At 43.4% G+C, this 15366-nt stretch carries 18 protein-coding genes; 15 read left to right on the top strand and 3 right to left on the bottom strand.

What is annotated here, in order from left to right:
* The first annotated feature begins 100 nt into the window (after nucleotides 1-100).
* From J7E26_RS15540 to J7E26_RS15520, 5 genes are all read left to right on the top strand, one after another.
* Nucleotides 101-370, top strand: coding sequence for a CD3324 family protein (locus J7E26_RS15540; protein ID WP_214813950.1), 270 nt, complete (start codon nucleotides 101-103; stop codon nucleotides 368-370).
* A 132-nt stretch (nucleotides 371-502) separates the two neighbouring features.
* On the top strand, nucleotides 503-1153 hold the full coding sequence (locus J7E26_RS15535) for a FusB/FusC family EF-G-binding protein (RefSeq protein WP_214813946.1): 651 nt from the start codon (nucleotides 503-505) through the stop codon (nucleotides 1151-1153).
* 201 nt (nucleotides 1154-1354) lie between these two features.
* Nucleotides 1355-1789, top strand: a complete 435-nt coding sequence (locus J7E26_RS15530; RefSeq protein ID WP_214813943.1) for a hypothetical protein — start codon at nucleotides 1355-1357, stop codon at nucleotides 1787-1789.
* A gap of 196 nt (nucleotides 1790-1985) precedes the next feature.
* Nucleotides 1986-2606 (top strand): lytic polysaccharide monooxygenase auxiliary activity family 9 protein, encoded by a 621-nt coding sequence (locus J7E26_RS15525; RefSeq protein ID WP_214813940.1) that lies wholly within the window; start codon nucleotides 1986-1988, stop codon nucleotides 2604-2606.
* Nucleotides 2607-3166: 560 nt separating this feature from the next.
* Nucleotides 3167-3802, top strand: coding sequence for a hypothetical protein (locus tag J7E26_RS15520; protein ID WP_214813937.1), 636 nt, complete (start codon nucleotides 3167-3169; stop codon nucleotides 3800-3802).
* Between the two features lie 496 nt (nucleotides 3803-4298).
* Here the strand turns inward: J7E26_RS15520 and J7E26_RS15515 are convergent, their stop codons facing one another.
* Nucleotides 4299-4724 (bottom strand): SDR family NAD(P)-dependent oxidoreductase, encoded by a 426-nt coding sequence (locus tag J7E26_RS15515; protein WP_214813934.1) that lies wholly within the window; start codon nucleotides 4722-4724, stop codon nucleotides 4299-4301.
* A gap of 324 nt (nucleotides 4725-5048) precedes the next feature.
* Between J7E26_RS15515 and J7E26_RS15510 the strand changes: the two genes are divergently transcribed.
* On the top strand, nucleotides 5049-6116 hold the full coding sequence (locus J7E26_RS15510; protein WP_214813927.1) for a phytase: 1068 nt from the start codon (nucleotides 5049-5051) through the stop codon (nucleotides 6114-6116).
* Between the two features lie 37 nt (nucleotides 6117-6153).
* Here J7E26_RS15510 and J7E26_RS15505 read toward each other — a convergent pair whose 3' ends face one another.
* Both J7E26_RS15505 and J7E26_RS15500 read right to left on the bottom strand, forming a co-directional pair.
* Nucleotides 6154-7125 carry a CgeB family protein gene (locus J7E26_RS15505; protein WP_214813924.1) on the bottom strand — a complete coding sequence of 324 codons (972 nt, stop codon included), beginning with the start codon at nucleotides 7123-7125 and terminating at the stop codon, nucleotides 6154-6156.
* Nucleotides 7126-7131: 6 nt separating this feature from the next.
* On the bottom strand, nucleotides 7132-7557 hold the full coding sequence (locus tag J7E26_RS15500) for a hypothetical protein (protein ID WP_214813920.1): 426 nt from the start codon (nucleotides 7555-7557) through the stop codon (nucleotides 7132-7134).
* Between the two features lie 208 nt (nucleotides 7558-7765).
* Here J7E26_RS15500 and cgeC point away from each other — a divergent pair, with 208 nt between their 5' ends.
* The 9 genes from cgeC to ablB all read left to right on the top strand — a co-directional run bounded on the left by cgeC (nucleotide 7766) and on the right by ablB (nucleotide 15357).
* Nucleotides 7766-8065 carry a spore maturation protein CgeC gene (gene cgeC, locus J7E26_RS15495; protein ID WP_214813917.1) on the top strand — a complete coding sequence of 100 codons (300 nt, stop codon included), beginning with the start codon at nucleotides 7766-7768 and terminating at the stop codon, nucleotides 8063-8065.
* 64 nt (nucleotides 8066-8129) lie between these two features.
* Nucleotides 8130-9401 (top strand): glycosyltransferase family 2 protein, encoded by a 1272-nt coding sequence (locus J7E26_RS15490; protein WP_214813914.1) that lies wholly within the window; start codon nucleotides 8130-8132, stop codon nucleotides 9399-9401.
* A gap of 36 nt (nucleotides 9402-9437) precedes the next feature.
* Complete coding sequence (locus J7E26_RS18565) at nucleotides 9438-10217, top strand: GNAT family N-acetyltransferase (protein WP_214813911.1); 780 nt, start codon at nucleotides 9438-9440, stop codon at nucleotides 10215-10217.
* A gap of 78 nt (nucleotides 10218-10295) precedes the next feature.
* The gene (locus J7E26_RS18640) at nucleotides 10296-10436 is read left to right on the top strand and encodes a YjcZ family sporulation protein (protein WP_214813907.1); all 141 of its coding nucleotides are present in this window, start codon (nucleotides 10296-10298) and stop codon (nucleotides 10434-10436) included.
* 135 nt (nucleotides 10437-10571) lie between these two features.
* Nucleotides 10572-11903, top strand: coding sequence for an aspartate aminotransferase family protein (locus J7E26_RS15475; RefSeq protein ID WP_214813904.1), 1332 nt, complete (start codon nucleotides 10572-10574; stop codon nucleotides 11901-11903).
* Nucleotides 11904-11908: 5 nt separating this feature from the next.
* Nucleotides 11909-12598, top strand: a complete 690-nt coding sequence (locus J7E26_RS15470; RefSeq protein WP_214813902.1) for a CoA transferase subunit A — start codon at nucleotides 11909-11911, stop codon at nucleotides 12596-12598.
* A complete protein-coding gene (locus J7E26_RS15465) occupies nucleotides 12583-13236 on the top strand; it encodes a 3-oxoacid CoA-transferase subunit B (protein WP_214813900.1) in 654 nt (217 codons plus the stop codon). The genes J7E26_RS15470 and J7E26_RS15465 overlap by 16 nt, the downstream gene beginning before the upstream one ends.
* Before the next feature lie 14 nt (nucleotides 13237-13250).
* Nucleotides 13251-14552, top strand: coding sequence for a peptidase (locus tag J7E26_RS15460; RefSeq protein ID WP_214985050.1), 1302 nt, complete (start codon nucleotides 13251-13253; stop codon nucleotides 14550-14552).
* Nucleotides 14521-15357: a putative beta-lysine N-acetyltransferase gene (gene ablB / locus J7E26_RS15455; protein WP_214813898.1), complete on the top strand. Its 837-nt coding sequence runs from the start codon at nucleotides 14521-14523 to the stop codon at nucleotides 15355-15357. Before J7E26_RS15460 ends, ablB begins: the two co-directional genes overlap by 32 nt.
* Nucleotides 15358-15366 lie beyond the last annotated feature (9 nt).

The following is a 15366-nucleotide window of genomic DNA, read 5'->3' as shown; positions in this document are numbered from 1 at the left end:
TTGCATGGAGCGAAACATTTCATTTTATCGCTGACAGCTTTTCTGATATTTTGGCTTTGCACCTTATTTTTTTCAAAATCAAAATAAGGAGCGGGCAAAATTGAAATATATGAATGCAAATAAAGTTTTACCTGAAAAACTAATCGTGGAAATTCAAAAATATATTCAGGGGGAAACCCTTTACATTCCCAAGCTGGAAACGGAGCATCGGAAATGGGGAACTTCAAGTGGAGGGAGACAGCTGCTTGACCGCCGTAATGCCGCCATTAGAAATTCTTTTATTAGCGGCACCGGCATCCCGCAATTAGCGAAGGAATATTACCTTTCAATCGAAACCATTAAGAAAATTGTTTATTCACATAAAAAGTAAGAGAAAAGCACTGATGAAGCATTTTCATCAGTGCTTTTTTATGTAAAAAACGTTTCTAAGTCATTTTCTCCATTTCAGACACTCGCTGCATTTTTTAAAATAAGTGTAAAGAGATGATAGGAGAGCCGCGTAATGACCGAAAAATTTATTAAAAATGAACATTTGAATTTTATAAAAAAACAGATTGATTTGATTAAGGACAGTACAAAGAAGAATGTTGCCCCAACCGTTTTGGCTGCTGTGATCGATTTAGCCAATGCCAAAATCTTGGATCTTATTCCAAATGCAACATTGGATCAGCAAGATTTGCTGGATGTTTCCAGGCTGAAAACAGATGCCGAATATGATCAATACATCGAGCGGCTTTCAGCCTTTTTGATCCCCTTTCCAAAAATCACCGAGCAACAGCTGAAAAAAATGTTTCCGAAACATAAAAAATTAAAGCTGCCTGATTTATCAAAGATAGATCACAGCCAGCTGACCTATTTAAGCTGGAACGATCTAAGATCCAATAAAAAATTTATTATATATGAGCTGGACGGAAAAATGGTCGGCATTGAATGTAAATTTGCATCGGCTAGTAAACATAATGTTGGTTCCTTCTGTAATTGCTTTGGCCAAGTTGTCTATTTTTCCACCGTAACAAAAGCGAAACAATCTAAAAACCCGGATTACTACAAGGCCATCGGAAATCTGATTTGCGCCGATAGCAGCGAATGCAACAAAAAAATAACCAATGCCGAATATGTAACAGCTTTTCTCAAAGACTCACTGGGAATGTGACGTTTCTCTTAAACTTTGCACCATAAATGAGGTGAAGTTAAAAGATGAGGAGGCAAAGTTTTCACTAAACCTTGACTTAAAACGCGGACATCAATCATATCAGAATGTCCGCGTTGTTTTATGTGATCATAGTAAAGAGCTCCGATTGTTCACATACTCTTTTTCTTATATGTTGTATAATTTGGAAAAGGGGGAGTGGGGATGAAGAAAATTGTTTTGAGTGCAGCTGCCGTCTTATTGGTGTGGATTTTGAGCATTGGGGATGTATCAGCGAAGATTACAAAAGATGAGCAGAAGATAAGCATTCAAATGACAGAAAATGAAACCGGATTCTTTATGTCTGATGACACAAATCTTGATTATTGGCCGACTAAGCTGGGCTACAGGTTTACCATTTACAATGCTGAAGGATGCACATTGAATTTCAAACTGCAGCGAATTACTCTAGCAGGTTATGTTTTTACACTTAGCGAGAAGAATTTCACCGATAACCATTTAAATCTAAGTGCAACAGACCAGGTGAAAGCCGATGCGAACAGAAATCATTATTTAGAGATCACTAAAGGAGCTGGATGCGGAGACGTTTGGATAAAAGGTTTTTATGGTTTTGAGCATGATGAACCGGATGAATGGTAGCAAATAACCTTTGTTAAGCGAAAATCACAAAAAAGGGCCGTGAATATTATTAAAGTGAACGCCAGCCTGAAGTTCACTGTCCTGGACTGAACACATTGGGTTTTACAATGTCAAAGATATAGAAGGAAATTACCCCACACGTAATGAATTATATAATAGGAAAGATAAAAATTTACAAAGGGAGGATGATTTGGTAATGAAGGGTTTTATCAAAGGCGCTATTTTGACAGCTGCTCTAGGTATTGGTGCAACTTTATTTGCAGGTGATGCATCTGCACACGGGTACATAAAAGAACCCGCCAGCAGAGCGTACATGGGATCATTAGAAAAACAAATCATCGGTTGGACGGCAGCTGCACAAAAATATGGCTCTGTCATTGATAGTCCGCAATCAGTAGAAGGGCCGAAAGGTTTCCCATCCGCGGGTCCGCCAGATGGGAAAATTGCGTCGGCAAATGGAGGCTCTGGTCAAATTGATTTTGGGTTAGACAGGCAGACTGCAGATTATTGGGTAAAACAAGACTTGCGCGGAGGACTGAATACCTTTACTTGGCACTATACTGCTCCTCACGCCACATCAAAGTGGCACTATTATATAACCAAGAAAAATTGGAATCCCAATAAACCTTTGACAAGAGATGAGTTTGAATTAATTGGAACTGTCAACCACGATGGTTCAAAGGCTGACACTAATCTTTCTCATAAGATTTTCGTACCAACTGATCGCAGCGGTTATCACGTCATTCTAGGTGTGTGGGATGTTGCGGACACCTCTAATGCCTTTTATAACGTTATTGATGTAAACTTAAAACAATGACGTTGAATCTCGATTCATCCGCCAAACTTAATGACAAATACTTTAGAATCAAATGAAATGCTGTGAAGCAGATTCTATAAAGGAGCTATTCGATTACAGATCGGTCAGATGTTCGTGCATCTGCCGATCTTTTTTATATCTTAAAAGAAGTGTATATTCAATCCATACTCATGATTTAAAGGTTCAGAAATTTTACAGTAATTGCTTTTCACACCTATGAAAAGATTAAATATTGTATGGATGGTTGGAAATTATTCGACATGGACTGCAGCTGCATAATTCAAAGGGAAATAAGGATGCAAAACGATTAAATGAGAAGATTGAATCTGACACAGATAAGATCGCTGTTTTTGTAGGACTGAAAATGATATTGATGTGTTTGTAAGCCATATGTTATCAGTAAAATAACCTAATAGTAGAAAAGAAAGTGTTTTAAAGAAAACGGTATGGATGTGATATGTTATTGAAATGTTAATATTGGTAAATTATAATGCAATTAGGTCTTGAGTTCCTTGACATAAGGAACAAATACCTAAATAATTTGTAAGGGGAATCAATGGATGAAGAAGATAGTCATAGGATGTGTTGCAGGATTAGTAGTACTAGCAGGAGGAATGAGTGTAAGTTATAGTCTAGGTAACTCAAGAGCTTCCATAGAATTGGATAAAGAAAAAGTAAAGTATGAAGAATTAACAAAGAAAATCTCAGATAAAAAATCTGAATTGGCTCAATTGAGTGATAAAACAATAGAAGTAAACAAAAATTTAAAGGACAAACAATCTGAATTCGATAACGCGAAAGAAATTTTAGATTCAAAAAAAGAAAATGAAAAGAAAATTGACGATCTCAAAAATAAAATTAAAAGCAGTAAAGATGAATTAAAGCAAATTAAAAGTAACATTGACGATAAAAATGACGAATTGGCATCTGTTGAAGGGGAAGTCGAGAAAGCAAAGGCGGCGCCAAAAACTTTAGGTGCTGGTAGCTTTACTGTAGGATCTGACTTGCCTGAGGGAAGATATAAAGCTGAAGCTGCCGGTGAATCAGGCAACTTTATTGTACATAGTATTTTAGGCGACTTGAAAGTGAATACGGTTTTAGGAAGTGGTTGGGAAAGTGAATACACATTTAATGCAGAAGATGGGGATGAAATGGAACTTTCAACATCAATTAAATTCACAAAAATTGATAAATAAAGAACTTGGAGAGCATAATTAAATTCTTTTGTTTTTTTGGCAATCTCTTCTTAACTGACTCCTGTATGACACCTCTTGCTGGTTTTTACATGGAAAATCATACCACTGAATATATAGAAATATGATGGAGAAAAAGGAGCAGCATTTTTCTGCTCCTGATGTAATGATTGAAATTGACCACGTATGCAAATCTTTAATGATTTCCTCATGATGATGATTTGATTAAGAAAGAAAAGTCAAGAGACAACCATATTCCAACATATAATACTCCTGTGCAAACGGGGGTTGATCTAATGCCTTCAGGGGAGTATGAAGAATTCAAGAAGAAGACCATAAAAGTCGTCCAAAGGAGAAATTATTCAATCAGGTTTATTGAGCAGACATACGGAAGTGAAAATGAAGGAGTGTTTTATCAAGAAATAGCAAAGTTATTGTTTGAAAGGGCTCTGAAGAAATCAGAATAGCCCTTTCTTTTTTCTGTATTATTGTTAATATCCTAATAAACGGCTTTATCGGTACTGATATTAATCACATGCGTCACCTCTTGCAGCAAAGCAGCTTCTGCGACATTTTGTCCGCCGATAAGGTTGGTTTGAATGGCTTCAAACGGGTGATCCTCACAAGTCGGAACCTGCTTCAGCGCAGCGGCGTGAAAGACAATATCAACACCTTTCATCACTTGGTTTACTCTTCTGTAGTCACGGACATCCCCAAGCACAAATGACAGTCTTTTTTCATCAGCGTATTTTTGCTTCATTACATATTGTTTGCTGTCATCTTTGCTGAACACAATGACTTCTTTAGGTGTTAAGAGCAAAAGGCGTTTAACAATTTGGCTTCCGATTGATCCTGTCCCGCCTGTGACGAGAACAGTTTTATCATGAAAAAACGGTTTTAGCTCTACTGCTTGCTGTTTAGGCATGGCTTATCCTCCAACTCTTCTTTCTCTACCATGCATCATATGTTGAACAATTTCTGCGAGTTAATGAAAGCAACTAATAAATCAAAAATTAGAGAAAATCATTATTCTGATGCGCTTTCATTTTGGCTCAAGCGGTTTAATAGATCAGTTATTGATAACTAACAAAACAATGTACTAAATATTCAAATTGATTTATGTCCGCGCCCCTTTTTCTTCGTGATACACATTTCCTCACGTTCAGACAATTTTCACAAAGTCTTTACACTGGACATTCTGCATTTATTTTACAATTAGAGTGTACGTTAACTAAAGGAGGAATCAAACATGATCCATTCAAAAACATTTCTATTAACTGCGGCGGCAGGGGAAACAGAACCGGTTGACACAGCCGGAGACGCGGCCGATGATCCGGCGATCTGGCTTGATCCGAAATTTCCTGAAAACAGCAAATTGATTACAACCAATAAAAAATCAGGCTTAGCCGTTTACAATCTCGACGGGAAAATGCTTCATTCCTATAATGCCGGCAAGCTGAACAATGTCGATATCAGGTATGACTTCCCTTTAAACGGAAAAAAAGTCGATATTGCGGCAGCGTCAAATCGGTCTGAAGGGAAAAATTCAATCGAGGTATACGCCATTGAGGGGAAAAACGGAACATTAAAAAGCATTACCGATCCTGACCATCCGATTGCAGCAACGATTGACGAGGTTTACGGTTTCAGCTTATATCACAGTCAAAAAACAGGTGAATTCTATGCATTAGTGACGGGGAAACAGGGCGAATTTGAACAATACGAATTGACGGAAGGCAAAAAAGGATATGTCACGGGAAAAAAGGTCCGGGAGTTTAAAATGAATTCTCAGACAGAAGGAATGGCGGCAGACGACGAATACGGCAATCTTTACATTGCAGAAGAAGATGCGGCCATTTGGAAATTCAGCGCTGAGCCAGAGGGCGGCAGTAACGGAACGATTATCGACCGTGCCGACGGCAAGCATTTAACCCCTGATATTGAAGGGTTGACAATTTACTATGCCGCTGACGGAAAAGGGTATCTTCTGGCATCAAGCCAGGGCAGCAGCAGTTACACAATCTATGAAAGACAAGGGCAGCATAAGTACGTTGCGGATTTTCGCATAACAGACGGGCCTGAAACAGACGGCACAAGCGATACAGACGGAATTGACGTACTTGGCTTCGGATTGGGGCCTAAATATCCGTTCGGCGTTTTCATCGCGCAGGACGGGGAGAATATAGATCATGGGCAAAAGGCCAACCAAAATTTTAAATTGGTGCCGTGGGAAAGAATTGCTGATAACATCGGCTTCCACCCGCCGGTGAATAAACAAGTTGATCCGAGAAAACTGACGGACAGAAGCGGAAAATAAAACATTGTAAAAAAGCAGCTTGGCATAAGCTGCTTTTTTATGTGAAGAATGTTTCATGGGAAAGCCTTGAGCGGATAGCCGTAAGCACGGCCGGAAGCTGGTCATACGTATAAGCCGGCACCGTTTCCTGATAATTAAGCGCCGCGATTTGTTTGCGTTCGTCCGGGTGTGCCATATAAAAATCGGTCTTTTCCTTAAAATCCGTAAACCCGCTGTAAGAAACAAAGGATGAAAAAGGGGGAGCGGGAGGAAGGTCTGTCAGCTGAAATGCTTCACAAGCCGCAATGTCAAAGCTTCGTGTATTTAAACTGATATTTTGAATGCCGCGTTCATTTTGATTGAGCGCAAACCGATAAGAACGATGCGGGTTCAAGATCAAATCCGCGCTGTTATAATATACCGCGGCATGTTCCGGTTCAATCCATTCATCCGTTATGAGCACATTTTGCTGTTTGGCGATTTTTTTAGGTAAATGTTTACGCCATCCCTTGCCGATTAAACGAAGTGTATACGGAAGCTTCGCCGCCTCCTTCACCAGCTCCACGCGATTCGGATAAGGATATCCGATCAGCAGCAGATTTGAATGAAGGGAAGCATCAGCCGGTTGTTTTTTAAAGAGCCGCTGATTGACGGGAATGGGAACATAATACACATGCCGTAAGCCCATTTGCCGATAGGCATCGAGAGCATTTAGGTCTATGGTCAAAACCGCGTCGGCGAGCGGTGCGATTTTCAAACTGACATCGAAATAAAAAGGGTCCTCCGTCAGCCACACATAAACCGGAATCTGTTCTGTCTTCAGCCATGTGAGCCATTCAGACGGAATTCTGTCACCCGCCATCATAAAAGCAAAATCCGGCTTGAATGCCTGAATGCTGCGGATGGTATCTGCTTGAAGCTCAGAAACAGAAAAAAAACGGACGGAAGACTGTAAAAAGCCTTCCTCAATCCAGCGGTCAAAATACGTGTAAATGCCCTTATATCCCGAACGGATATATAAAACGTTCATATTCTGTTACGTAGTGAAAGTGACACTTTCGACTTTATCGACATCAAGCAACGTTGTTGAAGAGCCAGCCGGTGTCACTGAATTTTCCTGTGTGACAAAAACGATTCCGTGAACTTGATCAAAAGCTACAAATTGAACCGGACCGATCATGTCGCCTGAATCCATCACGATGCTGATGACAGTGCCAGGCGCAACTCTCGCAAAAATCCATCTTGCTGCTAATGAAATACCGCTGCCCAGAACGGATTGACTGTTGAGGCTGTCTTCGGCAGCTGCTTCATCCACTTTTCTGTCAACTGCTGCTTCTAATAAATCTTTAATCTTGTTTTCCACGTTATCTCCTCCATCTGTGCCGCTAGCGCTGTTATTAAATAAAGGGTCCAAAAGGGTTTTAATCAGATCCTTTTTGAGCTGTAAGCGATCAACGCTCATGTTGACATACACCTCCTTTTCCAATTTCAACCTCACGTTTATTCATATTCGGTATCTGTCTGATTGGTATAAGTCGAATGCCGCTTTGCCGTTATTTTTTCTTATTTAGTGAAACTGCTGAAATTTCGAATCATGGTTCGTCTGCCTTTGCGGATTGTGAGAGGGCTACATACGTTGTATAGATTAAAAAATGGAGGAGAGAATTGTGTTGGATTCAGAAGAAACTGTGAATCATGAGGATGGTCGACAGGAATGTAATCTCGTACTGCTTCTGCTTCTTTTATTATCACGTGAGCAATCCGGAGACCATTCAGACTTGCGGCGGCAGCTGGTGATGGCTAAAGAGCTTGGTATTCCTGTGTCACGGGTTAATCTGATCAACGGCAGCACTCTGCAGAACGTGATTATAAAGGAAGTGCTGTCAGATTTGGCTGTTTTTCAAAATCCGCTTAATAACTCCAGATCGAATGTAGCGATTTCAAGCATTGTCAGCTGGGGTGCTTTTTAATAACAATTCATCAGGCTCTGTCTCACTCGGAGCCGTTTTTTACGTTGATAGGGGAGGCTTTGGAGTGGAAAAGAAGGTTTCAATCATTTTAACGAGTTATAACAAGCCCGATCTCATTAAAAAGGCAATTGAAAGTGTCATGAAGCAGACCTACAAGAATTGGGAGCTTTTTTTAATGGATGATCATTCAAATGAAGAAACCTCGGCTGCCATCAGCCCGTATATAAAAGATCACCGCATTCATTATTATAATAGCTTTATTCAGCCTGCTGAACGGTTAAAATCAACCCGTTATGCCGTATTGATTAATTATGCGCTTTCCTGTGCAGCGGGGGAGTATATCACCTACCTTACAGATGACACTGAGTACCATCCGAACAGGCTCAGCCGTATGGCGGAAGTCCTTAATAACTGTCCCGATTACGATGCCGTATATTCCAGTCAGAAGATTGTTCATGTAAATGAGCGCGGAGCAGAACAATTTCATTTTTACCGCTTTGCTGATCGTGTGCTTGATCAGGCGGCTTTTCAGGTTGATCACTGTTCTGTCATGCATCGCCGCTCATTGCTCGGACGCGTGAAAGAAATGTTCGGAAGCTTTTGGGACGAAGATGTTATACATTGGAATCACGGAGACTCTATTTTTTGGGAGAGACTAAACACATTTTCTCCATTTCTGCCGATAAAAGAAGTGTTAGACACCACTTATAAAACGCCGCATTCATTTCAGAACACGTACCAGTCGCTTCCGGCTGTATTAATCGACGGAACATTTGTAAAAGGTACTGATCAAAAGGTGTATCAGCTTGACCAAAATAAACGGCGTCCCGTCAAGGAGCAGTGGAGCCCGATATATGGAGGGAAAACCGTCGTCATTCCAGATCCGTTTTTATTCCAATATGAGGAGGAGAGCTGCAATAACATTCCGAATTATCAGCTTGTTCAGAATCAGCATGCTGTCTACTATATCGAAGGAGGGGCAAAAAGGCTGATTGAAAACCGGGCATTCCGCTTTTACCAGTTTAAACGGCATGACATTGTGTCTCTGGAGCAAGAGGAATTACATGCGCTGCCGGACGGTCCGCCGATCGGCTGGGAGAGATCAGGCCGTATTGATCACCCTCCTGGGAGAATTTTGTTTTTTATCGAACGGGAGCTGTATTTATATGTACAGGGTGTTCTTCATCCGATCAGCGGTGATGTGGTCAAGCGTTTTTTTATCAAACAGAGGCCGGTACCCACTTCTTTTCAGAAGATCAAACATTTACCAATTGGAAACCCGATTTATCCGGTGTACGATGAAATTGTAAGAAATCTCAATATCACAAAGGGTTGAGATATGCAGTTGGATGTGAGGAAAAGGAGAGCTTTCATGACTGATCAATTTGCTAAAACCGAGAAACAATATATAGAACTGACTTCAGGCGTTCAAAGGTTTGATCATTACAGTGTATATGCTGATCCTTTGCTGCCGCAGATTTTTTCGCATAACTTTGTTCAGCTGCACCGTACATTTCCGTTAGACAGCCTGCTTCCGTTTTTTTCGTCGGTTCCAAATATGCTTCACACCAATTATATTCACGTTAAAGCATCTCCGCTGCATACATTTCCGCTTATTTTGAAACAAACATTAGTAAAGAAGGGCTTTGTAGTGGAGGATGAGCTGTTTTTTGCAAGAGGGCTGGAGGATTGGAAGCAGCAGGCCGGACATCCGCTCGCCGCTTGGGGAACGCAAAAGAGCCTCGCTGACGGATCATCGATCATGAACATTTATGACGCGCTTTATATTGGCGAGGCGGCAGCCGAACAAAAGCTGCAGCGGAAATATCCTTTATATAAGAACGGAACGATTATGCTTGTCGTTTGCTACAGTGACGCCTCGCGTACCATTCCGATTGGCTGCGGAGAGCTTTTCATGAACAAAGAAGAAAAAACCGCCAAAATTGAAGAAGTCGCTATTTTGGATCAATTTCAAAGAAAAGGCTACGGGAAAATATTAATGAGCGAAATGATGGCTGCAGCCAAGCTGAACGGTATGGAAACCGTTTATCTCGTCGCCTCAGGCATGGATGGGGTAAATGGTTTTTATGAAAAACTCGGCTTTAAACGGTTCCGGAGAATGCATACGATTTTTCATTATTTTCTTACATAACTGGGCATCCGCATAAACCAATTGGGACTTGGCCCGCATACAATGACGTATATCGTAAGAAGAAAGGATGATTTTCGTATGTGCGGATACGGATATGGTTATGGTTACGGCGGCGGCAGTTATGGATACGGAGGATTTGGCTGCGGAACAAATACGTTTGTGCTGATTGTGGTATTGTTTATCTTATTAATCATCGTTGGTGCAGCTTTTATTTGTTAGTCTGATATAGGAAATGGAAAAAGCCTTCCTGCAAAGGGAGGCTTTTTTCCGTGAAAAAAACTTTTCCAGAGGATAAGAATGCCGCTATTCATCTGTTCATACAATGAAGCAAAAGGGTTTTTCGAGGTGGAACATATGGGGAGCTATTTAATTAAACCTGAGCTTGACGCGGTCTATCCGATTGTCAGCTATGGAAAGGGATCATATTTGTATGATCAGGAGGGGAACAAGTATCTTGACGGATCATCCGGAGCGGTGACTTGTAATATCGGCCACGGGGCAGTTGACATTACGGATGCTTTAAAAGAGCAGCTTGATTCCGTGTCTTTCGTGTATCGCTCACAGTTTTCCAGTAAACCTGCCGAGGATTTGGCTTCATTTCTGGCCGATCATCTCCCGGGCCGGCTGAATTGGTCATTTTTTGTGAACAGCGGCTCAGAGGCAGTCGAAACGGCAATGAAAATCGCCATTCAATATTGGCAGGAAAAAGGCCAGTACCAAAAATCCGTCTTTTTATCAAGATGGAGCAGTTACCACGGTATAACTTTGGGAGCGCTTTCATTATCGGGTTTTTATGAACGGAGATACCGTTTTACACAATTAATCGAACGGTTTCCCGCTGTTTCAGCACCTAATCTGTATCGTTCTGAGTTACAGGGAGAGGAATTTGTGCAGGCTGCTGCCGCAGAACTGGAAACGGCCATTAAACGGATCGGCGGTTCATTTATCGCGGGTTTTGTAGCAGAACCGATTATAGGGGCTGCCGGCGCGGCAATTACTCCGCCGGCCGGCTATTATGAGGCGCTGCAGGACGTATGCCGCCGGCATCAGGTATTGTTTATCGCTGATGAAGTGATGACAGGGCTTGGGAGAACAGGCCGAATGCTTGCTTCGGAGCATTGGGACATCGTGCCTGACATCGCCGTGCTCGGAAAGGGTTTAAGCGCCGGCTACGCGCCGATTGCGGCTGCCGTTGTGTCTGATGACATCATTGATACCATAAAGCGGGGCTCAGGTTTGATTATGAGCGGCCATACGTACAGCGCCAACCCGTATTGTGCAAGAGCGGCGTTTGAGGTGCTGCGGTACATCGAGAAACACAATCTGCTCCGGCAATCAGAGGAAAAAGGCGCCGTGCTTTTACGGAAGTTAGAAAATGTGATGGAGAAAAGCACGATGATCGGGGATGTCCGCGGAAAGGGCCTGCTGTTAGGGGTCGAGTTTGTCAAGGACAAATCGTCGAAGGAGGTTTTCCCTCAGAACCGGTCAATTACAGAAAATATTATTAAGGAAGCCAAAAAACGGGGACTGCTCATTTACCCCGCCAAGCCCGGAATTGACAGCGGCGAAGGGGATGCCGTCATCATCGCTCCTCCGTTTACCATTTCGCATGCTGAGCTGGAAGAACTGACGGACAAATTTTCACAAGCCGTAACACAAGTTGAAAAAATGATGAAGAGGGATTGAGCTGAATGTCTATTTTTAATAAAACGGTCGATATTGATGCCGCAATTGCCGATGTTCATGACGAATCTGTCCTTATGTTCGGCGGCTTCGGGGGAGTCGGCTCTCCTCCGTCACTGATTGAAGCGATATTGGAAAGAGGGGTCAAAGGGCTTACCGTCATCTGTAATGATGCGGGGTTTCCGGAAATCGGAATCGGCCCGCTCATCGTTCATAAGCGGGTGAAAAGGCTGATCGCTTCCCATATCGGCTCAAACCCCGTAGCCGGCAAACAAATGACCGACGGAATATTGGAGGTGGAATTTTCTCCTCAAGGGACGCTTGCCGAACGGATTCGGGCAGGGGGCGCGGGGCTCGGCGGTATATTAACTGATATCGGGATTGATAACAAAACCGTCTGCGAAAAAAAAGACACTGTTATGCTGGATGGCAGGCCATATTTAATTGAAAAAGCGCTGACAGCTGATTTTGCCTTTGTTTCCGCACACGTCGCTGATGAATTCGGAAACCTGACATATGACAAAACCGCACGTAATATGAATCCGCTGATGGCGGCTGCTGCAAAAAGAACATTCGCCGAGGCGGTTACGATTGTCCCCGCCGGCGAACTGAACAGCGAGCATATTGTAACTCCTGGCGTGTTTGTAGAAGGTGTCGTGCAAAGTGAAGGAGTGAAGTGGAAATGGGCTTGGGAATAGAGGAAAGAGAACAGATCGCAAGGCGGGCCGCCCGTGAGATTGTTTCTGGCATGATCGTCAATCTCGGCATCGGCATTCCTTCCTTGGTGCCGAATTTTCTGCCGGCGGACACAGAGGTGATGCTGCAGGCTGAAAATGGCGTTCTCGGAATAGGCGGAACCCCTGAGAGAGGAAAAGAGGATGCGTTATTGTGCAACGCCGCCGGTTATCCTGTCAGTGCGGTGAAGGGAGCCTCTTATTTTGATTCAGGGCTGTCTTTTGCCATGATCAGGAAAGGTTTGATTGACATCACAATTTTAGGCGCATTGCAGGTAAGCCGAACGGGCGATCTTGCCAATTGGCTCGTTCCCGGGAAGAAAGTGCCCGGAATGGGCGGGGCGATGGAGCTTGCTCAAGGCGCGAAAAAAGTGGTAGTCGTCATGAGCCATACTGATCAAAAGGGCCGGCCTAAATTAGTCGACAGCTGTTCACTGCCGCTTACGGCGGCGGGCTGTGCGAACCTCATTATTACGGAGAAGGCCGTGCTCAGCATAGAAGAAGAAAAGTTTGTCTTAAAAGAGCTGTTGAATGACTCAACAATAGAAGATGTGATACGTACAACAGATGCCGAAGTTATTTTAGATGAATGTTTTTCTTAGAGGGGGGCCTGTGCATGGATCAATTGGAAAAGCAAGTCACTGAGTGGGCGGAGGAGAACGCAGAAAAAGCGGTGCGCCTGCTTAAACGGCTGATAGGGGAAAAAAGCACGTATCGGAAAGAATTTAAGGCTCAGGCTGTCGTTTTAGAAAAGCTCAGGCAGTTTGACATGGATATCGATGTATGGGAGCCGAGTGTAAAACAATTAAAAGAGCATCCTTATTTTATATCTGATCGGGAGGACTTTAACGAAAGCCCGAATATCGTTGCCGTAAAAAAGGGAGCAGGCGGAGGAAGATCACTGATACTGAACGGACATATCGACGTCGTGCCTGAAGGAAATCCCGCTGCATGGACGTATGAGCCGTTTTTGGCTGTTGAAAGGGATGGGAAAATATACGGCCGCGGTTCAACCGATATGAAAGGAGGCAATACAGCCCTGCTTTTTGCGTTAGAAGCGCTTGATGCTTGCGGGGTCACCTTAAAAGGAGATGTCTTGTTTCAAAGTGTCGTAGATGAAGAGTGCGGCGGCGCCGGAACGTTATCGGCGGTAATGAGAGGCTACAAGGCTGACGGGGCGCTCATTCCCGAACCGACTAATTTAAAGCTGTTTGTGAAGCAGCAAGGATCGATGTGGTTCCGCATTACGGTCAGGGGATTATCCGCCCACGGCGGAACCCGCTATGAAGGGGTGAGCGCTATTGAAAAAAGCCTGCACGTCATTACAGCCCTGAAAGAGCTGGAAAATGTCCGCAACGCCCGGATTAAGGACCCGCTCTATCAGGATGTTCCGATTCCCGTTCCGATTAATATCGGCACCGTACACGGCGGCACATGGCCGTCTTCAGTCGCGGACCGGGTCACAATTGAAGGCAGATGCGGCATAGCTCCGAATGAAAAGCCAGAGACCGTTAAGGAAGAACTCACAAATTGGCTGAAAGACTTAGAATATCAGGATGAATGGTTTAAACACCATCCGGTTGAAATCGAATGGTTTGGGGCCCAGTGGCTGCCAAATGACCTGAAAGACGGGCATCCGTTAATTTCCTCCCTGGAATCCTCATATGAAAAAATTAAGGCGGAAAAACCGATCCATGAAGCCTCTCCATGGGGAACGGACGGAGGACTCCTGCATCATGCCGGTCAAACGCCGGTCATTGTCTTTGGCCCGGGAGAAGTCAAAGCAGCTCATCAGGCAAATGAATACATTGAAATCACGGCATTAATTGACGCAGCAAAAATCATTTCTCTCTTTATCATGGAATGGTGCGGTATTGCAGAGGGGGGTGACCCGGCTGATAAAGGAATTGAAGGGTGAAGGCGTATTCGCCGAAATAGACGCTGACCGTTTTAATGAACGGATCAGAGTCATTCGCTATGAAGGTGACATAACGGAGCTTGTGCCGGCTGTTTTAGCAGAAGCAGAAAAAGAAGACGCCCAAAAGGTGATTGTCTTTGCCAAACGGCGTGATGAACCGGAGCTTTTAAAGCGACTGTTTGTTACCGAGGGTGTCATAGACGGATACTATATGGGGCGAGAGGCCGCCGTAATGGTCCGGTATCTTGCAGAGAAACGGAGACAGACAGATTCATATTTATCAGAAGATGAGATTGTGAACAGGTTATATGAAAAACCGCCGCGGGGAATGAACCAAACAGAAACAGCGCTGACGCTCAGAAAAGCGGAAGCAAAAGATGCAAGCCGGTTGTCGCTCTTATATCAAAACGTTTTTCTCACCTACCCGACGCCGGTTTTTGATCCTTCATATATCAGGAAGACGATGGAGGAAAACACCATTTATTTTGCTGTGTTTGATGAGGATCGCCTCATTGGCGCGGCCAGCGCAGATATCAATCCTTTATTAGGGCACGCTGAAATGACGGATTGCGCAGTGCTTCCGGATTTCAGGGGAAATGCCGTAACCGCCCGCCTGTTTGAAGCGTTGGAGCAGGAACTAGCCGGGAGAGGGATATTTCATCTTTTTTCTCTGGCCCGCGCTTTGTCCTATGGAATGAATGCCGTACTGTATCAAGCGGGATACAGCTACAGAGGAAGGCTTGTGAATAACTGCCGGATTTCTGAAGGACTGGAAAATATGAATGTATGGTGCAAGACATTATAAACTTTAGAG

The sequence above is a fragment of the Bacillus sp. ISL-51 genome (genome assembly GCF_018613535.1).
GTDB lineage: Bacteria > Bacillota > Bacilli > Bacillales > Bacillaceae > Bacillus.
The sequence above is the reverse complement of the archived record's forward strand: the minus strand, read 5'-3'. Positions and strand labels throughout refer to the sequence as shown.